The sequence below is a fragment of the Candidatus Paceibacterota bacterium genome (assembly GCA_041660505.1).
In the GTDB taxonomy this organism is placed as follows: domain Bacteria; phylum Patescibacteriota; class Minisyncoccia; order Phycocordibacterales; family JACRKE01; genus JBAZWG01.
The window spans coordinates 84,698-105,511 of sequence record JBAZWG010000001.1 but is presented as its reverse complement, the minus strand read 5'-3'; the positions used below and the strand labels follow the sequence as shown (position 1 = coordinate 105,511).

Sequence of the window (20,814 nt, the reverse complement as noted above, 5' to 3'; positions counted from 1 at the left end):
AAATTGACAGACCCCCGCGACGACGCACGGGGGTCTGTGGGTAAGGAGGTTACTCGTCCTGTGGTGCCTGCGGTGACCTGGATCTCGGTCGCTTGTCGATGTCACGACCGGCATGGGGTTGTTGCCCGTACTGGGTGACGACGAATCGTCCGCCATTTACGGTCTCCAGCCCGAACCCGAGCACGCCGAGCGCAGCCTTCAGATTCGTGGCCCTGCGTAGTAGGGGAAACGCTTCTCTAACTGCGTTTTCGTTCTCGAACTCCACACGCGGTGGAGGCTTCGAACTTTGAGCCATGAAGCTTTTACCTCCTTAAGGTCAAACTTCATAAATAATCCTACAGTAATAATAAGCAACTGCAATGTGGATAAATATTTTGGCAGAATAGTGCTATACTCTGCGCATGAAAATATCATTCTTTGGGGTCAAGGAGAGCGAGCGGGGTTATCTGGAGGCGAGCACGCAGAAATCGTATCCTAACGATGAGGCGTCATTATATAATGAGTCACTCAATATAGAGCACATACCGGCAGATACAAGCGCAGATATAATCTCTGTCTTTGTCGGTTGTACTGTTAACAAAGAAGTTATAGAAAAATTCCCGAATCTTAAGCTTATCGTCGCGCGTTCGACTGGATATGACAATATAGATTTGGATGAGTGCAAAAAAAGAAATATTGTAGTGTGCAATGTGCCGTCATATGGCGAGAATACCGTGGCCGAACAGGCATTCGCACTTTTGCTTATTCTGTCGCGCAAGATGATTGAGGCGGTTGAACGAGTGCGAGCGACAAAAAATTTCTCGACAGATGGGCTCACCGGCTTCGACCTTAAGGGTAAGACACTGGGCGTGCTTGGTACCGGGCGCATCGGCATACATTCTATTAAAATCGCGAAGGGTTTCGAGATGAATGTAATCGCTTATGATGTCTTCCAGAAGCAGGAGCTCCAGAGCCAGCTCGGGTTCACCTACCGCACGTTCGATGAGGTTTTGGCCGAGAGCGACATTATCACCGTCCATGTGCCGTACATGAAAGAGACGCATCATCTACTAAATGCTCATGCATTTACAATAATGAAGCCGAGCACATACATTATTAATACAAGCCGCGGTGCGGTTGTTGATACCGGTGCAATGTTCCAAGCTCTCAAGAATAATAAAATAGCCGGCGCCGGACTCGACGTGATGGAGGACGAAAGCGTGATGAATGAAGAAGAACGCCAAATGCTCGCAATGCCGAACGTAGTCATCACGCCTCACAACGCCTTCAATACAGAAGAGGCGATAGAGCGCATACTCGAAACAACAATCCAAAATATTTCAGCTTTTCTGAAAGACACTCCGCAGAATATAGTGAAATAAAGATTGGAAGAGGTTGAACCTTAAGCATCCAAAAGGTTCAACCTCTGGAATCGACAAGGCTCTTATTATAATGTAGTATCACGCCTAGTTCTGCACTAGCGAGGTACTTCCATGTCGGAAGAGGCTCGTGTGGGCAGCTTCACTGATGAGACGCAAGGGCTCATTGGGAGAAGGAAGGTTGTTGACATGTCGGAGAATAAGCTCCTCAAAGAAGAGGATAAGCCGATAATCATTCACACCTGCGAGAACAGCTCACACGAGGAGTGTGCCGAGGCGATGAAGTTGAGAAGGAGGCAATGGGAGAACGTCAGCAAGAATTCGTGGCGAATCTGGGTGGCCGGCCTCGTGGCGCTCGCGCTATCCATTGTGTTCTGGCGCTACGAACTGCGGTTCCCCGGCCTCCTACCGCAAGACGCCACGACCGGACTCTTCCGCAGAATTTTCGATTGCGGGTGGCTGATCTTCTGCGGTGCTCTCGCGACGTTCGCGTACGGGTGTTGCTGGAGCCTGTTAAGGTATGGGATAGTTGGCCACAAAATGGCCTTCTATCTATCGCGAGCCCTGCCCGGGCAGTGCTCGCATGGGTACGACCAAGCCGTGCGTCCGCACCAGTGCTACGAGATGCACATGCATCCGTATGCACTGGATCCGCTGTACAAGGAGCCGCATCCGAGATGGCCGCTTGCGCTCGGCAAGGAAGTGGGCTTCGTAATGATCACCCACTTCACCTACCGTGTAGGCGGTTTCTTCCGGAGTGGCACATCCCTTCTTGAAGAGAATGGGGTGGCATCGTCGTGGCACGAGGTCTGCTCATGGTCGCCAGCTGTGGCCACCATCAAGATCTACTCCGGAGACTCGATCGCCATCGATCTCGGAGTGCTCGATGGCGCTCGAGCGCTTGATAACTTCTGGAAGCTTGGCTTCGTTCTGAAAAGGTACGGCGTCAACATCGGTAACCTGTACCGTCTGTATTGCGATGAAGCCAAGATTTCCATAAGTCACTACCAAGACCGTACGATTCTCTTGGATGCCTTGCGCGAGCTGGCTTCATCGGCACGCATTGGCAGTCCGCTCGGCGACTCGCCGCACGGCAAGGCAGTGCGAGAGAAGGTCGCCGAGCTTGCGAGCGACGAGAGACTGACATACGACACGCGGAGCTGGCTCAACTTCGCACTCAACAACAGAAGCTGACACCCGTCACACTAGACGGTAACAATATCGAGCGGACGCCTGCATGCAGGAGAGTCCGCTCGGAAACAAAGCAGATCACTATTTCCAGTGGTCTTTTTTGTTTGGAATAATCAGATTGGAAGAGGTTGAACCTTAAGCATCCAAAAGGTTCAACCTCTGGAATCCACAAAGAAAAAATTCCCTTCTCGTAGATAGGGAATTTTTCCTAAGATCTTAGATCAGGAATCTAAGAGGCGAAGTTATCGCTTCTTCGACTTCTTTGCGCCTTTCTTTGCCGACTTCTTTGCTTTCTTTTTGGCTGCCATGTTTTTTCTTTTTTAACTTTTCGTAATAATTTCGACCTTCTCGATTTTTTATTTGTAAAAAATGTTCGAGATAAAATTATTACTTTTCTACAATCAATTATCTCACATACAAAAGTAGTTACAATGACTTTTGTAAATATTTGTGGATAACTTCACAAAAGTCATGGAGTGGGGTATCATGAGTCCTTATGAACATCATCACAAAAATATTCGGCAGTGAGCACGACAAATATCTAAAGAGCATTCAGCCGCTTGTTAATAAGATAAACGAGCTCGAAAAGGATGTCGAGAAATTTACCGACGAACAGCTTAAAGATAAAACAGTAGAGCTGAAGAAAAGATTGGGAGACGGCGCTACGCTCGATGAACTTTTGCCGGAAGCTTTCGCACTGGTGCGCGAAGCGAGCAAGCGGACGCTCAAACAGCGCCACTTTGATGTTCAACTTATCGGTGGTATTGCCCTACATCAAGGCAAGATTGCCGAAATGAGAACCGGAGAAGGCAAGACGCTCGTTGCAACGTTACCGGTGTGTCTGAACGCTCTGACTGGCCGTGGCGTGCATCTTGTTACAGTCAATGATTATCTTGCTCGCCGCGATGCAGTCTGGATGGGGCAAATCTATGCCGCGCTCGGACTCACTATCGCTTGTGTTAATCACGACTCCTCATTTATATACGACCCGACGCATCAAGAGAAAGATGACCTGCGCGACGAGGTCGGTTCGTTCAAGGTGGTCTATGAATTTCTTCGCCCAGTGACACGCAAAGAAGCGTATGAAGCAGACATCACCTACGGCACCAACAGCGAGTTCGGTTTTGATTATCTCCGCGATCACTTGGTCTATGACGCTCCGCGGGTCGCCCAGCGTAAACATTATTTTGCGGTCGTTGATGAAGTTGACTCTATATTAATAGACGAATCGCGCACGCCTCTCATTATCTCTGCGCCGTATGCTGATTCAGAAGCTTTGTATCAGAAGTTTGCCGGCATTGCCCAAACACTTACGGAAGTAGAAGATTATACAGTAGATGAGAAGTTAAAAGCGATACAAGTGACAGATGCAGGCATTACAAAAGCGGAGAAGGCGCTCGGCATCGACAATATGTACACCGAGGGAGGTATCAAATATGTGCATCACCTGGAGACTGCCGTGCGTGCAAAGGCTCTATATATAGTAGACAGAGAATATGTAGTCAAAGACGGCGAAGTGATTATAGTAGATGAATCAACAGGCAGATTACAGCCGGGGCGCAGATGGTCAGAAGGTTTACACCAGGCGATAGAAGCGAAAGAGGGCGTGAAGGTCCAGCAAGAGTCGCGCACATTTGCAAGTATCACGTATCAAAATTATTTCCGCCAGTATGAAAAGCTCGCGGGTATGACTGGTACGGCGCTTACGTCAAAAGAAGAATTCTATAAAGTGTACGGGCTTGATGTGATACCGGTGCCGACAAACAGAGAGGCGAAGCGCAAAGACCATAATGACCTCGTTTTCCAGTCCGAGATGGGTAAATACAAAGCGGTCGCGGCGAAGATTAAAGAATTGCATGAAAAGGGGCAACCAGTCTTGGTTGGTACTGTATCTATCGAGAAGAACGAATTACTCTCTGCATTCTTGACCAAAGAGGGCATTAAGCACGAACTTTTGAATGCGAAGAATCACGAAAAAGAAGGTGAGATCATTGCGCAAGCGGGCAGGCCAGGGAGCGTCGTTATTGCGACCAACATGGCAGGTCGTGGAGTCGACATCATGCTTGGCGGCATGCCGAAGAATGAAGAGGAGTATGAGAAAGTAAAATCAGCCGGCGGGTTGTATGTGCTCGGCACCGAACGCCACGATGCGCGCCGTATTGACAATCAGCTCCGCGGACGCTCCGGCCGCCAAGGCGACCCAGGTGAGACACAGTTCTACCTCTCGCTCGAGGATTCGCTCATGCGTATCTTCGCCCCGGACTTTACCAAGAAGATGATGAACAAGCTCGGCATACCGGAGGACGAGCCTATTGAGTTCAGCATGGTGTCGCGCAACATCGAGGCGGCGCAGGCCAAGATCGAGGGGCTTAACTTCGACGCGCGTAAACATTTGCTCGAGTATGATGACGTGATGAATCATCATCGCAAGGTTATTTACGACCGCCGTCAGAAGGTGCTCTTCGCTACGTTGGACGAGATGAAAGATATCGTGGCAGACATTACGCTCGGTGATGAAGAAATTCAGAAAGTTATAGATGAAAAGGTCGCGAAAATTAGCGAAGAAGGATTCTATAACGTCATGCGCCAAGTTATTTTGCAGACAATAGACATGCTCTGGGTAGACCACTTGGAGACAATGGACTATATGCGTTCATCGGTGCGATTGCGCGCGTACGGCCAGCGCGACCCGCTTGTTGAGTACAAGCGCGAAGGTTTGCGCCTCTTCCGCGAGCTTGAGGAGTCATGGCGCGGAGAGGTGGTTAAGATCATCCCTGGCCTAGGTGCAGGCGAGATTAGAGTCGAGCAAGAGAAACTGGAAGAAGTTCACGAATCGGCAAATGAAATCACCGGCGCATCCAAGCCCGCAATTTCCGCACCAGAAAGTAAGCACCTGAACAAAGACGGCACCGAGCTAGGCCGCAACGATCCATGCTATTGCGGTAGTGGCAAAAAATTCAAAAAATGCCATGGAGCATAAACTCTTTGAAGTAAATCAGAATGCTGTTATTCGAAATAGCGAAGGAGGTATTCTTATTCTAAAAAATGTGGGAAAATGGATGCTACCTGGAGGCCGGTTGGAGGAAGGCGAAACATGGCTTGAGGGTCTACAAAGGGAAGTAAAGGAAGAAACCGGTATTGAAAAATTTATTGTAGTAAAAATCCTAAACGCAAATACGAGCAGCAGTGGCAAGACGTACATTGTGACATTCCTGTGCGAGGTAGAAAGTGTTCCTGAAGTTAAGTTAAGTAATGAGCATCAAGAATATGTTTGGCTGGATTTAAGGAATATAGACAGATATGAATTCACAAATGGAAAGGTCAAAGAAGTATTGGATTATTTTTTGCAGAAGTATTCTATTTAAATATTTCAATATTCAAATTTTTAAATACTCATGGCTACGATTCAACGATTCGAGGACTTGATATGCTGGCAGAAAGCTCGTGAACTGACGAAGGGGGTGTATACTGCACTCAAATCCTGCAAAGATTACGGCTTCACCGATCAAATCCAACGCGCTTCGGTATCAGTGATGAGCAATATTGCCGAGGGCTTTGAGCGAGGAACGCGGCAGGAATTTCTAAATTATTTATTCATCGCCAAAGGTTCTGCCGGAGAAGTGCGCGCGCAGTTATATGTTGGACTGGATGTGGGTTATTTAAATATTGAAACATTTACATATTTAAATGGACTGGCGCTCGATTGCTCACGCCTCATTCACAGCTTCACAGAAAAAGTTAAGGGTAACACCGTTCGCGGTTCTCAATTCAAATCCGCTCCCGACCAAGACGAGGTGTTTCTTAAAGAACAAATGAGAACCATGTCGCCTGAATTATTTAAAATGTATTACGATGATAAGTAATCTGGCATATTAAATTTTTAAATATTAAGATTTTTAAATAATATGGGCAATAGAATCATTTTTAAAATTGGCTCAAAGAATAAGGCAAAAGTTGATGCTGTTATCGAGATATTGCGTGATTATCCACATCTTGCGGGTGCCAAGGTCGTCTCAGCAGAAAGTACCTCTGATGTTTCTGCGCAACCGAAATCACTCGAGGAAACTGTTCGAGGCGCAACCAATCGCGCAAAAAATTGCTTTAGTGAATGTGACTACAGTATCGGCATCGAGTCTGGTCTAATGAAGGTTCCGTATACCAAGGGTGGGCACATGGATGTCTGTGTCGTTGCAATATACGACGGCAAAGAATTTCATATAGGTCTCTCTTCGGCTTGGGAATTTCCGGATGTGTCTGTGACTAAGATGATGCTCGAAGAAGGTCTCGATATGAGCCAAGCGATTAACAAAGCAGGAATGACAAAGAATATGCAGATCGGTTCAGCCGAAGGCGCTATCGGTATTTTGACGAAAGGTAGAATGGACCGCAAAGAGTACACCAAACAAGCCTTGCGTACAGCATTAATTCATCTCGAACAGTTTGATTTTTGAACAATGACAAGGTCAATAGAAAATTTGCATCATTTTAGGTGTCACAAATGCGACAAGTGGTGGACTGTCGGAGACGCACCAGCAGACAAACAAAATTGGTATTGCCCTTGGTGCGGGGTAGAAAATAGTTTTTAATATTTTACATTTTAAGATACACTTACCATATGAAAACATATTCTATATCCATTCCGGGGGATGGGGCGCCGGCGACACGGGAGTTTGCTTTGGCCTCGAAGACGCACCCTATATATTGTGTCGCTACGGGTAAAGAGGCAGAGCTTTTTTGCGACGAGGTCGTCCATGCGGGTGACGCAGAGTTTGCCACCTTCAACGAGAAGCATTCGGCCAAGCTTGATATCTTCCGATCGGCGAACAGCGCACTCGGCCAGATCGTGACTGCCGCTCCGGCGATGCCTAATACCGGCATCTCGGCAGGGTTCATGGTGCTTGCGGACAAAGTATGCAGCTTCACAACTATCGGCGCCGTAGACTTCTATCATTATAATGCGCAGGGGGAGAAAGCATTTCAAGCCGCGCATCCTTTCGGCTATCAGCTGGCGAACGGGGCGGAAGAGTCTGAGAAATATCTTATTTCTGATAAGTGCGAACTTGTAGGGCGTGACATGGTTTTCCTTGCGACCGACGGATTCAAGCCCTACTTCGAACTGCCGGAATTTACGAAATTATTTTTAGACTGGCCGGAGAATCTGGATGTCCTGCTAAAAGCGTTTATGAAAATTAAATCGGCCGAAGACTCGTCGCGCTTCGGTAGGCCGCGCACGCTCGTTGCAGTAAAATTATAAATTTTTTATGACATCAATCATTCTTCGTTGGGTTCTGAACGCACTCGCGTTGCTTCTGGTCGGGTATCTTGTGCCCGGAGTAACGGTCTCCGGCTTTATGACCGCGCTTGTCCTCGTTGTGGTCTTCGGTATTATTAACGTGACAATTAAGCCGCTCTTGGTACTTCTGACCCTGCCTATCAACATCCTGACTTTGGGACTGTTTACGCTCATAATAAATGCTCTGCTCTTCTGGTTCGTCGCCACGTTTATTAAAGGTTTTGCCGTCGAGAACTTCTTGGCCGCATTCCTCGGCACCTTGCTCTATTCGGTTATTACTACATTGGTGAGCCATTATGCGAAAGCAGATTAAGGTTGCGAAGAAGAAGGATGAAATAATAGTTGCGGTGAGCGGAGGATTTGACCCTTTACACATCGGGCACGTGAGAATGTTCGAGGAAGCCAAGAAGCACGGTGACAAACTACTCGTCATTCTTAATAACGATAACTGGTTGCGCCACAAGAAGGGCTACGTCTTCATGCCACAAAAGGAACGAAAGGAAATCATAAAATCACTCAAGGTTGTCGACAAAGTAGTACTCACCAAGCATCCGAGGAACGTAACCGATCGCAGTGTCTGCGCCGAGCTTATCCGCCACAAGCCACACGTCTTCGCGAACGGCGGGGATAGGACCAAGGGCAACATTCCGGAGGTTCCGGTCTGCGAGGAGATTGGTTGCAAAATGATCTTCAGTATCGGCCAGGGCGGTAAGGTGCAGTCCAGCTCGTGGCTCGTAGATAAGGTAAAAGGTAAAAAGAAATAGAAAAGCTCACATAAAATAGTAATTCCGCATGCTTTTGATTTTTAAAAATGACGTGATATACTGAACCCCTACGAGACATTATTAGTATTTATAGCTAACTAAAATAATCATGAAGCAAGTAATTTGGGTTATCGTTGTACTTCTCGTTATCTGGGGAGTTTACGCTCTGGCGACCGGTAAGAGTTCTGCTCCTGTAACCGAACAGCCGGCAACAGGCGAGCAGGCAACAGCGACGACTACGCCCGAGGCGTCAGTTCCCGCAAACGCAATTGATATGGCGGAGCAGAAGGTTGGTAAGTCGGTAACGGTTGCCTCGTACACATTGAGCGCTCCGGGATTCATTGAGGTTCACGCAGTAACGGCAGAACAGACACCAGGCGCAATTCTCGGCTCATCCGGGCTCTTGCCGGCCGGTTCGGGCGCGGAAGTCCAGATCTCACTTACCGCATCAACCAAGGACGGTCAGAACGTAATCGCTATGCTCCACTTGGATAACGGTGATGGCAAGTTCGACGCTACAACAGACCTTCCTGCAACATCCGCGAACGCGACAGGCGGTCAGGAGGTTGTTATGAAGCTTGTGGCAGTAAAGAAATAATCAAGCCATATTTCTCAATAAAAACATCCTGCGGTTTGCGGGATGTTTTTATTTTGGTACACTGGGCGAGTGAAAGTCAGAAAAAACGTTTCGGTTAAGCCGTATACCAGATTCCAGATCGGCGGCATTGTGGCGTATTCTATCGAGGTGCACAATTGGCGCGAGCTTCTTGAGGCGGTGCGTGTTGCGAAGCAGAAGAAATTGCCGTACTACATCGTGGCCGGCGGGAGCAACTTGGCATTCGCAGACGGGTTGCTTAATATCGTGCTTATCAAGATACGCGAGGCAGTGCGTTTGACCGGACGCGTGACATACGGGCACAACGTTGTCCGCGCAGACGCTAGCGTGCAACTCTGGGCATTCGTTCAAGCATTGATAAAAAAAGGGTACGTAGGACTCGAGCAGCTTTCGGGTATCCCCGGTACGCTTGGAGGTGCAGTTGTCGGCAATGCAGGCGCTTTTGGGATAGAAATCTCCGAATACATAACGAGAGTTAAAATATACGATGGCAGGAAAGTGCGTTGGATAACGAAGGATGCTTGCGCTTTCAGATACCGCCACTCCGTATTCAAAGAGCGACAATGGTTGGTACTTGAAATCGAATTCAAATTAAATCAAGGCGATCCAAAACAACTCAAGAAAATTTCTGATGAAATTCTGTTCAAGCGTGCAAAGTTCAAGTGGGATATGAAGACGCCCGGGAGTTATTTCAAGAACATCCTCGCCGATTCTTTGCCACAGAATATTCTGACAAAACTTGATGAGACGAAATTTATTGCCTGCAAAGTGCCTGTCGGTTACCTGCTCGAAACAGTCGGTTCCAAAGGTTATCGTGTCGGCGGTGTCTATGTATCCGACTTCCACGCCAACGTCCTTATTAATGACGGTACAGCTGAATATTCGGACTTGGTGACACTCGTTACCGAATTAAAGAAACGAGTTAAAGAGAAGTTCGATATAGACTTGGAGGAGGAAGTTCGCCGTGTTGACCATACGAGTTTTAAGGTTCAACCTTAAGCACCCAACCGCGCCTGCCGGCGGGCAGGAAGGTTGAACCTTTGGAATCCAAATGGTACGATAACCTCATGTCAGATTATATAACCACGATAGGAATAGAGATACACGCTGAGCTGGCGACCAAATCCAAGATGTTTTGTGGGTGCAAGAACGACCCGAACGAGAAACGCCCGAACGTAAACGTCTGCCCCGTCTGTACGGCCCAGCCGGGCGCCTTGCCTGTCATTAATAAAGAAGCGGTGAGGCAAATGATTCGCATCGGTAACGCCGTGGGTGGGAACATTGCCGACTTTACCGAGTTTGATCGCAAGAATTATTTCTATCCGGACTTACCGAAGGGCTACCAAATAAGCCAGTATAAGTATCCGATAGTTTCCGGCGGGACATTGCACGGCGTTGAGCTCACACGCATTCATCTAGAGGAGGACACCGCGCGTTCGCAACACTCCGGTAAGGGCGAAGACAGTATTATAGATTTCAATCGTTCTTCGGTGCCCCTAATGGAGCTGGTGACCGAGCCTGTGGTGCACAGCGCCAAGGATGCGGCCGACTTCGCGCGCGAGCTTCAGCTTCTGCTTCGGTATCTCGGCGCGTCGGAAGCGAACATGGAAAAGGGGCAAATGCGCGTCGAGGCGAATATTTCTGTCAGTAAAGATCCAAACAAATTCGGTACAAAAGTTGAAGTAAAAAATTTAAATTCATTTCGCTCTGTCGAGCGCGCGGTAGAATATGAAGTAAAAAGGCAAAGTGCCTTAATCGACGACGGCGGGCAAGTGGTGCAGGAGACGCGTGGCTGGAATGACGCCAAACAAGAGACCTATAGCCAGCGCAAGAAAGAGGACTCGCACGATTATCGTTATTTTCCAGAGCCCGATCTGCCAAAACTTTATCTAAACAGAATTGAGGAATTTAAGAATTTAAGAGAGACGTTGCCGGAATTGCCTTGGGAGAAGCGTGAAAGACTGCATGAGAAGTTCGGCTTCCCGGATTTTGTTACAGAGGTCTTTGTGCAGAATGTCGCTTTAGGTAAATTCTTCGAAGAGGTGCTCGCCGCCGATGCGCAAGATAGTCCTTTTGCCAAACTTGCCGCAAATTACTTGAGCTCTGATCTGATTTCTTTGATTAAGCTAAAAGCTGGAGGAGAAGTATCCGACCTCGACTCATATATAATGAGTATGCCGATGAAGGCTTCTGAATTTGCAACTCTTGTTAAAATGCTCCAAGCCGGCGAACTGTCGTCTCGCGGAGCGAAGGATGTACTGGCACAACTCTTCGAGAAAGGCGGCGACCCCAAAGCGCTCGCAGAATCTCTGGGGGTAGTCCAGAAGAGCGATGCCGGTGCCCTGGAAAAGATCGTTGATGAAGTCATTGCCGCGAATATTAAAGTCTTCGAGGAATATAAAGCCGGTAAAGAAGCGTCACTGCAATTCTTGATAGGTCAAGGAATGAAGGCGAGCAAAGGCAGTGCCAACCCGGGCGTACTCAAGGAATTATTCATGAATAAAATAAAAAGCTAACGAATTATGAAATTAATTCTCGGTGCGGATCATGCGGGTTATGAGCTTAAGGAGAAAATAAAAACCGCGCTTAAAGATAAGGGCTATGTGATAGAAGACATGGGCGCTATGGCCTATGATGCCAAGGACGACTATCCGAACTTTGTTGCGCCGGTGGCTAAGGCGGTGTCGGAGGATGCAGAATCCTCACGCGGGATAATTATCGGCAAATCCGGCCAGGGCGAGGCGATGCTTGCCAATCGCTTTCCACACGTACGCGCCGCTGTGTTCTACGGTGGCCCGATGGAGATTGTTGCACTTTCTCGTAAGCATAATGACTCGAACATTCTATCTCTTGGTGCAGGCTTCGTGAGCGAGGATGAAGCGCATGCGGCAATCGACCTCTGGCTCGACACTGCCTTCGAGAAGGGCAGACACGAGAAGAGAATAAAAGAAATAGATGACTACAGTGCAAAATAAAATACAAATTTTCCCGACCGTCGTCCCGAACAGTCTGGCCGACGTATTGACGATACAGGAAGCATATGAAGGCATGGGCGTGCGCTTGCATATAGATATCTCTGACGGCGTATTCGCAAAAGGCGGGAAGTGGAATATGCCGAGCGAATTGCCGCAAGAATTTCTGGATAACCAAAAGTTCGAAGTACACTTGATGGTTGCCGACCCTGAGGCAGAGGCAGAGCGATGGCTACCCTGTAAACCGGAGCGAGTAATATTTCACCATGAAGCCTGTGACCACGCAGTCTCACTGGCAGAGAAAATTTTGGTGCATAACAGCACACCGGTCGTGGCACTGAACTTCGAAACGCCGATAAGTATCTTGGAGGATATCTATCCGGACGTTACTAATTTCCAGCTTATGGCGATAGAAAAGCTTGGTAAACAAGGCGCTCCGTTCAATACAGACATATTCAAAAAGATATCCTCATGCAAAGAATCCTTCCCCGATGCTATACTATCTATTGACGGCGGGGTCAATTTGAGCAACGCGCACGACTTAGTCTTGTGCGGCGCTTCACAGCTCTGTGTCGGATCGGCACTGTCAAAAAGTGCGGACTCGTCGGCAGAGTATAAAAAATTCCTCGCGCTCTAAAGCATGCGAGAACCGATAACAGAAGAAAAGCTCACAGGCCTCAAGAAGCAGGCGAACGATATTCGCATTTCTATTATTGAAATGCTTGTTGAGGCCGGCTCGGGTCACTCCGCCGGGCCCCTGGGCATGGCGGACATTTTTACTGCGCTCTATTTCCACATCCTGAAGCACGACCCATTTTATCCGGCTTGGCCCGAGCGTGACAGACTTATTCTCTCTAACGGCCACATCTGTCCGGTGCTCTACGCGACGATGGCGCATGCGAAATATTTCCCAGTTGAAGAACTCCTAACTTTACGTAAATTCGGCAGCAGGCTCCAGGGTCATCCGCATCGCGACTTCCTACCAATGCTCGAGACCAGTTCCGGGCCATTAGGTTGCGGTTTGGCACAGGCAGTCGGCATGGCACTGGCAGAGAGAATTACTCTTTCGGAGCTCGCAGTGGGTTCGGGGCTGCAGGTCGTCTCCGGGAATGCCCCTCACCCCCTCGAGGCTCCTCACTCGAATTCTCACTACATTTTTTGCATGATGAGCGACGGTGAACATGACGAGGGTAATACCTGGGAGGCTATCATGATGGGCGGGAAAGAGAAGCTGGATAACATTATTGCAATCGTTGATCGTAATCATATCCAGATAGACGGCAACACCGAGGACATCATGCCACTCGAGCCGATGCGCGCCAAGTGGGAGGCCTTCAACTGGCACGTACTCGATATCGACGGCCATGATTTTAAAGAAATTATCAATGCTGTCGAAGAGGCGAAGGCATATAAGGGCAAGCCGACTGTTATAATAGCGCACACCATCCCGGGCAAAGGCGTCAGCTTTATGGAAAATAAATTCGAATGGCACGGCAAACCGCCGACCACCGAGGAGGCCGAGGTGGCATTAAAGGAGTTGGGAGCTAGGAGTTAGGAGTTGGGAAATACATGAAATTAAATCCTAAACTATTTCAATCAGACGTTGAGCAAGAGCCAATACGGGCGGGCTTCGGCCGTGGGCTTTTGAAGGCTGGGCAATTGGATGAACGCGTCGTCGGGTTTTGTGCTGACCTGACCGAGTCGACTAAGATGGAAGATTTTAAAAAAGCTTTTCCGAATAGATTTATTGAAGTCGGTGTGGCGGAACAAAATCTCGTGACAGTGGCAGCGGGCATGGCCGCTGCGGGGAAGATACCATTCACCTCGTCCTACGCCACCTTCTCGCCGGGCAGGAATTGGGAGCAGATCCGCACCACTATTTGCTATAACAACGTGAATGTGAAGATTGTCGGCTCGCACGCAGGAGTGTCCGTCGGCCCCGACGGCGGCTCGCACCAGGCCTTGGAGGATATCGCCATGATGCGCGCATTACCGCGGATGACGGTCATCTCACCCTGTGATTCTATCGAGGCCGAGAAGGCGACACTCGCAGTGGCCAAGTTCGTCGGACCAACGTACATTCGCCTCGCCCGCGAGAAGACACCGATAATTACAACTGCAGAGACACCGTTCACCCTCGGCAAGGCCAACGTTCTACGCGCGCGTGTCACATCCCATGTGGCAATCATTGCGACGGGCAGCCTAGTCTATAATGCGCTTATGGCGGCGGAAGAGCTAAGTAAAGAGGGAATTGAGGCGACGGTTATTAACCTACACACCATCAAGCCGATAGATAGAGAGACGATAATCAGCGCGGCAAAACATGCCGGTAGAATAGTGACTGTAGAGGAACACCAGAAGGCCGGCGGTATGGGCTCGGCAGTTGCAGAATTACTGGTAGAGTTATATCCTGTCCCTATGCGCATAGTGGGCGTCGACGACAAATTCGGCCAATCTGGCAAACCGACGGAGCTTATCGAATTCTATGGTTTAGGCGTGCACAGCATAAAACAAGCGGTTAGGAGCTTAGTAGATAAAAAGTAAATTTAATTATGACAGAAGTTAAAAAAGGTTTGTACAAACACTTCAAGGGTGGTAAATATTTCGTAAAAGATATTGCGAAACATAGTGAAAGTTTAGAAGAATTCGTCGTTTACGAACATCTCGAGGAACCGAACAAAGGTTCGATATGGGTACGCCCGCTTGCGATGTTTCTAGAAAATGTAGATAAGCCCGATTACAAAGGGCCCCGTTTCGTTTATATTGGAGACGATAAGTAGTCTTAAATTCGCTGCAGCTTGTAATCCGCCGGGGCTTTATCAAGCCAGAGTTTAATTTCTTCTTTTGTCAGCAAGCCGGCTTGGGCGCCGATTTTTTGTACCACTGACATTGAGTTGATCGGTGCCCAGAGCATTGCGTCGTGCACGTCCATTCCCATGCTCATGCAGGCGGTGATAGTGGAGGTGAAGGCGTCGCCGGCGCCGGTGCGGTCATACGGCGGCTTCGGGTCCGGATGGGGCGGCATGAACCACTTGAGATGGCCATCGTAGAGATACGCCCCGGCCGGGCCATCGGTAATGACCGCCATCTTCGGCCCATGATGAGTCATCATCTCGGCGAGATTGGCGCCGCTCTTCTCATTAGTGTCTAATAACAGTCGCGCCTCGTCAGTGTTGCAGAAGAAAATTTCTGCCCGTTCATAAATGCGCGCAAGGTCTCGTATGCCAGTGCGAAGTTGGAATGTCCCCGGTTGGAAGGCGACTTTAATTTCCGGATGATTCATCAGATAGCGAGCGATCTCTTGCTGGTACGCCATAGTGTCGGCACCCAAGGATGACAAATATAACCACTTGGGCGAGCCAATGTCCGGCCAGACGCGCGGATATGTTTCGTGCTTGATTAAAATAGTGCGGTCGGCCTCGTACCATAGGACGTAGTGATAGTTGGATTTATACTCGCGATGTTTGGTGATAAAGTCGTGAGCGACATTTTCCGATTTTAAATAAGATAACGATTCGCTGGCGATGCGATCGTCGCCGAGCTCGCTTACGAGTGCGGAGTTCAGCCCAAGTCGTGCGGCGCAGACTGCCGCGTTCGGGCTGTTGCCGACGGCATTACAGACCGTCACCGATTCGTACGGCACCTTATCGCCGAAGCGGACGCACAGTTCACAGGCGGCCTTGTCAATCTTGCAATGCACCTCGGCGTCTTTAAGTCTTATGAATGCATCCGTCACCAGATCGCCGACGGCGATGAAGTCGTAATTTTGAGTTGTTCTATCTTCCACATTCCATATTCTACATTCTGTTAAGATATGTTACAATCAAGTTATGCAGAGTCTATTACAATGCGTGCAGAACGCGGAGAAAAATCATAAAGCAGTCGGCCACTTCAACGTCTCGACGCTCGACATGGTCTGGGCTGTCGTCAATGGGGCCAAAGCGCTTAAGGTGCCGGTCATTATCGGCGCTTCAGAAGGCGAGCGGGATTTCATGGGTGCATCAGCAGTGCGGGCGCTTGTGAATCAGATTAAAAAAGATAATCCGGAGCGAGAAATTTTCCTGAACGCCGATCACACTTATTCTCTGGACCGAGCGAAGGAAGTCATCGACCTTGGTTATGATTCTGTTGTTATCGACGGCGCCAAGCTGTCGTGGGAAGAGAATGTGACGCTGACGAAGAAGGTGGTTGAGTACGCGAAGCTTAACGGTAGCCATACGCTTGTCGAGGGTGAACTCGGCTACATCGGCCAGTCGTCCAAGGTGCTTAAGGAATTACCAAAGGGCGCGGCGGTGACCGGTGCCGATATGACGACCGCGGAGCACGCCTTCGAATTTGCGAAGGAGACCGGCATCGCAATGCTCGCACCGGCTGTTGGCAGTATCCACGGCATGCTTGCGACAGGGCATGATCCCAATTTAAATATCGAACGTATCAAAGAAATCAAAGCCGCTCTGGAGATATCGCTCGTCTTGCACGGCGGCTCCGGCCTCACAACCCAGAACTTTGTGAAAGGCATCGAGGCGGGCATTGCCCTTGTTCATATTTCGACCGAACTCCGCGTGGCGTGGTGCCAAGCGCTCAAGATCTCGCTCCAAGAGAACGCCGACGAAGTCGCGCCGTACAAAATGCTTAAGCCCGCTCAACAAGCAGTGCAGAAAGTCGTGGAAGAAAAGTTGAAGCTTTTTAATAATTTGAATTAACTTTCAACTTTCAACTTTTAAACTTTATGGACTTGAAACCGCAGATTTCCTACGACGACTTTACCAAACTCGACCTGCGCATAGGCAGGATAGAGAGCGCCGAGCTCGTGCCTGACTCCAAGAAACTACTAAAGCTCTTAGTAGATTTCGGCGACTTCAAAAGGCAGATAATTTCCGGCATTGCTAAAGGTTACGCGCCAGAGGCTTTAGTAGGGAAGCAAGTGACATTTATAATTAACCTCGAGCCGCGTATGCTAGCCGGCCTCGAGTCTCAAGGCATGATCCTCGCCGCCGACGTCGCAGATGTACCCGTCCTCCTTATCCCGGATAAGGAAGTTGCAAACGGCGCAGGAATTCACTAATTATGTCCCACGAATCTCATTTTGTTTTGTATCGCAAATACCGACCGGCTTTGTTTGATGAGGTGCTGGGGCAGGAGCATGTTACATCTGTTTTGCAAAATGCGATCGAGAAGAATAGTGTCGCGCACGCCTATCTCTTCTCCGGCTCACGCGGTATTGGTAAGACGAGTGTGGCGCGGATTTTCGCGAAAGCGCTTGGGACGAGTGAAAATGATTTGTATGAAATAGACGCGGCGTCGAATCGCGGCATCGATGAGGTGCGCACCATTCGCGACGCGGTGCGCGTGTTGCCATTCGAGTCTAAATATAAAGTCTATATTATAGACGAGGTGCATATGCTCACAAAGGACGCCTTCAACGCTTTGCTCAAGACGCTCGAGGAGCCGCCCGCGCATGTTATCTTCATCCTCGCCACGACTGAGGCTCATAAACTTCTCGACACTGTCATCTCGCGTTGCCAGACATTCGCCTTCAAGAAGCCGACCGAGGAGCTGACGAAGAAGATGCTCATCGATGTGGCAAAGAAGGAAGGTTATGAATTGGATAAGGATGCCGCCGGCGTGCTTGCAACTCTGGCCGAGGGCTCGTTCCGCGACGCGCACGGTGTGTTGCAGAAAGTTATAGCGTCTGTAAAAGGCAAGAAGATAAAATCAGAAGACGTCGAAGCGACATCGGGCTCACCCAAGATCACGCTCGTCTTCGATCTGGCTAAGTCGATTTTGGAGAAGAATGTTTCGGCAGGCGTTGCCCTACTCAAGTCCAGCGAAGCGGAGAATATGGATACGCGGCTGCTCCTTAAATTCATTCTGCGCACACTACGCATTGTGATGTTGATGAAGCTCTCGCCGGAACTGAAGAAATTTTTCGAAGCGGAAATGTCGAAGGAAGAACTCGCGCGTATCGCCGAACTCCAGAAAGTTAAATTTACCGGGACCTTCTCCGACCTCCTCCGCGAACTCTTGAAAACCTACGACGAAATGACGACATCCGCCGTGCCGGAACTCTTATTCGAAATTGCCCTGGCCAAGATCGCAGGGGAGTAGTTATTCCCACGAATAATCGTACATAGTATGTTAGTATTAGTGCTATGATTGATAGTACGATACACGAACGGGCGGTGGCGCTTAGACGACAAGGAAAAAGTTATTCGGAGATACGGAAAGTAATTCCCGTTGCTAAATCGACACTCACGGAATGGTTTGTTGATGTTGGTTTATCGAAACGCCAAAAGCAGATTTTTACCGAGAAAAGAAGGGCTGGTCAAAGGCGAGGGGCTGCAGCGCGTAAAGCCAAGCGAGTAAGAATTCAGACAGAAATAATTGAATTGGCGCGAACAGAAATTGGTAAGCTGAGCGACCGAGACTTATTGATCATTGGAACCTGTCTCTATTGGGCGGAAGGCTCAAAGGAGAAGGAATATTCGGCTGGTTCGGGACTAAAGTTTAGTAATTCAGACTGGCGAATGGTCAAGGTTTTTATTTTATTCCTTAAATTTATTCTAAGACTTGATAACAATGAGATAAAGTATGAACTTTATTTACATAATGCGAAGCGCGACGACCTTGAAAAAATACTAAATTTCTGGTGTAATAGACTCAAGTTGCCCGTCGGTAGTATCACTCACATATACTACAAAAAAGGTAATCCAAAAACGAAGAGAAGGAATGTTGGCGAGGAGTACGTTGGCGTACTCAGAGTCTGCCCAAAAAGTAGCTCACATTTAGTGAGAAGAATCGCGGGGTGGACAGAAGGTATTTGTGAGAATCAATGGGGGATCGTCTAATGGTAGGACATCAGGTTTTGGTCCTGAGTATTTAGGTTCGAGTCCTAATCCCCCAGCCTTGATCGGAAAATTGAATTATGTACTTCGTCTACCTACTCCAGTGCGCCGACAAGTCTATCTACACCGGCATCACGACCGACCTTGCGCGGCGTCTTAATGAGCACAAGAAGGGAATCGGTGGGCAATACACGCGCGCTCACGGAGCGAGTAAGATGGTGTATAATGAAAAGCATCCGGATAGGTCATCGGCATCTAAGCGCGAAGCGGAAATTAAAAAATTATCCCGCAAGGAAAAATTGAGCTTGAAAACAAAAAACACTATTCATAATCCAGAATAGTGTTTTTTGTAGTTAGGGGCAGAATTACCGGCCTGCCCCGTTGCCGTGGTCACCTCGTCGTGTGACTAGTCGTCGTGCGAGGTGACTTGTAGACACCAGGAGCACCAGGGGTGTTCCTGGGTCGAGAGTGCATACCTCTCGCTCCAGGGGATTGGTGTCCCACAGCGTCCGCAGTCCTTCTGTTTGCCTAGAACATACTTCTCTAGGACAAACAACTGCTTGTCGGAAAGGCTGTCTCGCCCGTCGGCGACGTATTTCTTGGCGACGCCAAGTGCGGCGCCTTCGAGCTCGTCGCCGTCGATCAGCTCCTCGACGTAGCTCTTCCGCTCATCCTCTTCGTCGCCGACAGAATCATTTCTGCTCAAATTGAACCTCCTTTCGGTGTTGAGCCTACAAAAATCACATTCACTCTACAATAAAATGACGTGCCCGTCCATTTGGTGATACAAAAATGTTATCGTTAATATGTCAAGTCGGAAAGGTTGTAGAGGGGTTAATAGGATAGTGAATGGTTGTGGAGTATAATGAATGAAAATAACATGAACTATATGAAAAAAATATTATACATCGTTGTCGTGCTTGTGATTACTTTTGCTCTGTTCAAGTTCGCTCAACCAGCGCAGACGCCTACAACCAATGTTGCGAACAAACCGCGGGTGAGCGCGCCTCTGGCCGGCGCTACCGTCTCGAGCCCGCTCTCTGTCACGGGTGAGGCGCCGGGGACTTGGTACTTCGAAGCGAGCTTCCATGTTGTGCTCGTTGATTGGGATGGTAAAATTATTGCACAAGGCTCTGCCCAAGCAAAAGGGGAATGGATGACCACGGCCTACGTGCCATTCGAGGCTAAGCTTACTTTCACCGCAGATCCGAAGGCGTATAGCAATAAAGCGACGCTCATCTTGAAGAAAGATAACCCATCCGGCCTGCCTGCGAATGATGACGCGATCGAGGTGCCGATATTTCTTGCAGCAGCCAGCACGACGGTGCCACCCGGCCCTGTAGCCTGCACGATGGAGGCCAAGCTATGCCCCGACGGCTCGTACGTCGCCCGCACCGGCCCCAACTGTGAATTTACCAAGTGCCCGCCCGCACCGGCACCAATAACATCCGGCATACAGGGCACCGTTACGCTCGGGCCGACTTGCCCGGTGATGCGTGACCCGCCAGACCCGCAATGTGCCGACAAGCCGTATCAGACGACGGTGCAGATATTTAAAAAAGGAAGTGCGACCGCGACCGTGAGCGCCCCGACCGACGCGCTAGGCCACTACACCGCCACCCTCGCACCGGGCACCTATACTGTCCAAGCCGCAGGCGGTCAAATGCTCCCACGCTGTGCACCTCAAGATGTCATAGTCATGTCAAAAGTAATGAGCGAACTCAACCTCTCCTGCGACACGGGGATCAGATAGATATTTGGTGATTGTGATACAA

Annotated in this window: 25 protein-coding genes and 1 tRNA gene; 24 read left to right on the top strand and 2 right to left on the bottom strand. The window is 49.1% G+C overall.

The window, feature by feature from the left end; translation table 11 throughout:
- Nucleotides 1-401 precede the first annotated feature (401 nt).
- The 17 genes from WC764_00580 (at nucleotide 402) to WC764_00500 (ending at nucleotide 14,974) form a co-directional block, all read left to right on the top strand.
- Nucleotides 402-1,361 (top strand): NAD(P)-dependent oxidoreductase, encoded by a 960-nt coding sequence (locus tag WC764_00580; GenBank protein ID MFA6006218.1) that lies wholly within the window; start codon nucleotides 402-404, stop codon nucleotides 1,359-1,361.
- A 111-nt stretch (nucleotides 1,362-1,472) separates the two neighbouring features.
- The gene (locus tag WC764_00575; protein MFA6006217.1) at nucleotides 1,473-2,552 is read left to right on the top strand and encodes a hypothetical protein; all 1,080 of its coding nucleotides are present in this window, start codon (nucleotides 1,473-1,475) and stop codon (nucleotides 2,550-2,552) included.
- A 493-nt stretch (nucleotides 2,553-3,045) separates the two neighbouring features.
- Nucleotides 3,046-5,529 (top strand): preprotein translocase subunit SecA, encoded by a 2,484-nt coding sequence (secA, locus tag WC764_00570; protein MFA6006216.1) that lies wholly within the window; start codon nucleotides 3,046-3,048, stop codon nucleotides 5,527-5,529.
- Nucleotides 5,519-5,914, top strand: a complete 396-nt coding sequence (locus WC764_00565; protein MFA6006215.1) for an NUDIX domain-containing protein — start codon at nucleotides 5,519-5,521, stop codon at nucleotides 5,912-5,914. The genes secA and WC764_00565 overlap by 11 nt, the downstream gene beginning before the upstream one ends.
- A gap of 30 nt (nucleotides 5,915-5,944) precedes the next feature.
- On the top strand, nucleotides 5,945-6,412 hold the full coding sequence (locus WC764_00560; protein ID MFA6006214.1) for a four helix bundle protein: 468 nt from the start codon (nucleotides 5,945-5,947) through the stop codon (nucleotides 6,410-6,412).
- Between the two features lie 42 nt (nucleotides 6,413-6,454).
- Nucleotides 6,455-7,000: an inosine/xanthosine triphosphatase gene (locus WC764_00555; GenBank protein ID MFA6006213.1), complete on the top strand. Its 546-nt coding sequence runs from the start codon at nucleotides 6,455-6,457 to the stop codon at nucleotides 6,998-7,000.
- Between the two features lie 164 nt (nucleotides 7,001-7,164).
- Entirely contained in the window at nucleotides 7,165-7,803 is a 639-nt protein-coding gene (locus WC764_00550; GenBank protein MFA6006212.1) for a hypothetical protein, read from the top strand.
- Between the two features lie 7 nt (nucleotides 7,804-7,810).
- Entirely contained in the window at nucleotides 7,811-8,155 is a 345-nt protein-coding gene (locus tag WC764_00545) for a phage holin family protein (protein MFA6006211.1), read from the top strand.
- A complete protein-coding gene (locus WC764_00540) occupies nucleotides 8,139-8,606 on the top strand; it encodes an adenylyltransferase/cytidyltransferase family protein (protein ID MFA6006210.1) in 468 nt (155 codons plus the stop codon). The genes WC764_00545 and WC764_00540 overlap by 17 nt, the downstream gene beginning before the upstream one ends.
- Before the next feature lie 109 nt (nucleotides 8,607-8,715).
- The gene (locus tag WC764_00535; protein MFA6006209.1) at nucleotides 8,716-9,204 is read left to right on the top strand and encodes a hypothetical protein; all 489 of its coding nucleotides are present in this window, start codon (nucleotides 8,716-8,718) and stop codon (nucleotides 9,202-9,204) included.
- A gap of 69 nt (nucleotides 9,205-9,273) precedes the next feature.
- Nucleotides 9,274-10,221 (top strand): UDP-N-acetylmuramate dehydrogenase, encoded by a 948-nt coding sequence (murB, locus tag WC764_00530; GenBank protein ID MFA6006208.1) that lies wholly within the window; start codon nucleotides 9,274-9,276, stop codon nucleotides 10,219-10,221.
- 68 nt (nucleotides 10,222-10,289) lie between these two features.
- A complete protein-coding gene (gatB, locus tag WC764_00525) occupies nucleotides 10,290-11,738 on the top strand; it encodes an Asp-tRNA(Asn)/Glu-tRNA(Gln) amidotransferase subunit GatB (GenBank protein ID MFA6006207.1) in 1,449 nt (482 codons plus the stop codon).
- Between the two features lie 6 nt (nucleotides 11,739-11,744).
- Nucleotides 11,745-12,197, top strand: a complete 453-nt coding sequence (locus WC764_00520) for an RpiB/LacA/LacB family sugar-phosphate isomerase (GenBank protein MFA6006206.1) — start codon at nucleotides 11,745-11,747, stop codon at nucleotides 12,195-12,197.
- Complete coding sequence (locus WC764_00515; GenBank protein MFA6006205.1) at nucleotides 12,178-12,831, top strand: hypothetical protein; 654 nt, start codon at nucleotides 12,178-12,180, stop codon at nucleotides 12,829-12,831. Before WC764_00520 ends, WC764_00515 begins: the two co-directional genes overlap by 20 nt.
- Nucleotides 12,832-12,834: 3 nt before the next feature.
- Nucleotides 12,835-13,749 (top strand): transketolase, encoded by a 915-nt coding sequence (locus tag WC764_00510; protein MFA6006204.1) that lies wholly within the window; start codon nucleotides 12,835-12,837, stop codon nucleotides 13,747-13,749.
- Between the two features lie 14 nt (nucleotides 13,750-13,763).
- On the top strand, nucleotides 13,764-14,738 hold the full coding sequence (locus WC764_00505) for a transketolase family protein (protein ID MFA6006203.1): 975 nt from the start codon (nucleotides 13,764-13,766) through the stop codon (nucleotides 14,736-14,738).
- 8 nt (nucleotides 14,739-14,746) lie between these two features.
- Nucleotides 14,747-14,974: a DUF1653 domain-containing protein gene (locus WC764_00500; GenBank protein ID MFA6006202.1), complete on the top strand. Its 228-nt coding sequence runs from the start codon at nucleotides 14,747-14,749 to the stop codon at nucleotides 14,972-14,974.
- A gap of 2 nt (nucleotides 14,975-14,976) precedes the next feature.
- Here the strand turns inward: WC764_00500 and WC764_00495 are convergent, their stop codons facing one another.
- A complete protein-coding gene (locus WC764_00495) occupies nucleotides 14,977-15,981 on the bottom strand; it encodes a carbohydrate kinase family protein (protein MFA6006201.1) in 1,005 nt (334 codons plus the stop codon).
- A gap of 43 nt (nucleotides 15,982-16,024) precedes the next feature.
- Between WC764_00495 and WC764_00490 the strand changes: the two genes are divergently transcribed.
- From WC764_00490 to WC764_00465, 6 genes are all read left to right on the top strand, one after another.
- The gene (locus tag WC764_00490; protein MFA6006200.1) at nucleotides 16,025-16,897 is read left to right on the top strand and encodes a class II fructose-bisphosphate aldolase; all 873 of its coding nucleotides are present in this window, start codon (nucleotides 16,025-16,027) and stop codon (nucleotides 16,895-16,897) included.
- A gap of 26 nt (nucleotides 16,898-16,923) precedes the next feature.
- Entirely contained in the window at nucleotides 16,924-17,259 is a 336-nt protein-coding gene (gene metG, locus WC764_00485; GenBank protein MFA6006199.1) for a methionine--tRNA ligase subunit beta, read from the top strand.
- A 2-nt stretch (nucleotides 17,260-17,261) separates the two neighbouring features.
- Nucleotides 17,262-18,302, top strand: a complete 1,041-nt coding sequence (gene dnaX, locus WC764_00480) for a DNA polymerase III subunit gamma/tau (GenBank protein ID MFA6006198.1) — start codon at nucleotides 17,262-17,264, stop codon at nucleotides 18,300-18,302.
- 44 nt (nucleotides 18,303-18,346) lie between these two features.
- Nucleotides 18,347-19,042: a hypothetical protein gene (locus WC764_00475; protein ID MFA6006197.1), complete on the top strand. Its 696-nt coding sequence runs from the start codon at nucleotides 18,347-18,349 to the stop codon at nucleotides 19,040-19,042.
- Nucleotides 19,028-19,098, top strand: a tRNA-Gln gene (locus WC764_00470). Before WC764_00475 ends, WC764_00470 begins: the two co-directional genes overlap by 15 nt.
- A gap of 21 nt (nucleotides 19,099-19,119) precedes the next feature.
- A complete protein-coding gene (locus tag WC764_00465) occupies nucleotides 19,120-19,380 on the top strand; it encodes a GIY-YIG nuclease family protein (GenBank protein MFA6006196.1) in 261 nt (86 codons plus the stop codon).
- 65 nt (nucleotides 19,381-19,445) lie between these two features.
- On the opposite strand, the gene WC764_00460 is transcribed toward WC764_00465, so the two are convergent.
- Entirely contained in the window at nucleotides 19,446-19,745 is a 300-nt protein-coding gene (locus WC764_00460) for a hypothetical protein (protein ID MFA6006195.1), read from the bottom strand.
- Between the two features lie 183 nt (nucleotides 19,746-19,928).
- On the opposite strand from WC764_00460, the gene WC764_00455 reads away from it, so the two are divergent.
- Nucleotides 19,929-20,792 (top strand): Gmad2 immunoglobulin-like domain-containing protein, encoded by an 864-nt coding sequence (locus tag WC764_00455; protein ID MFA6006194.1) that lies wholly within the window; start codon nucleotides 19,929-19,931, stop codon nucleotides 20,790-20,792.
- Nucleotides 20,793-20,814: the final 22 nt, after the last annotated feature.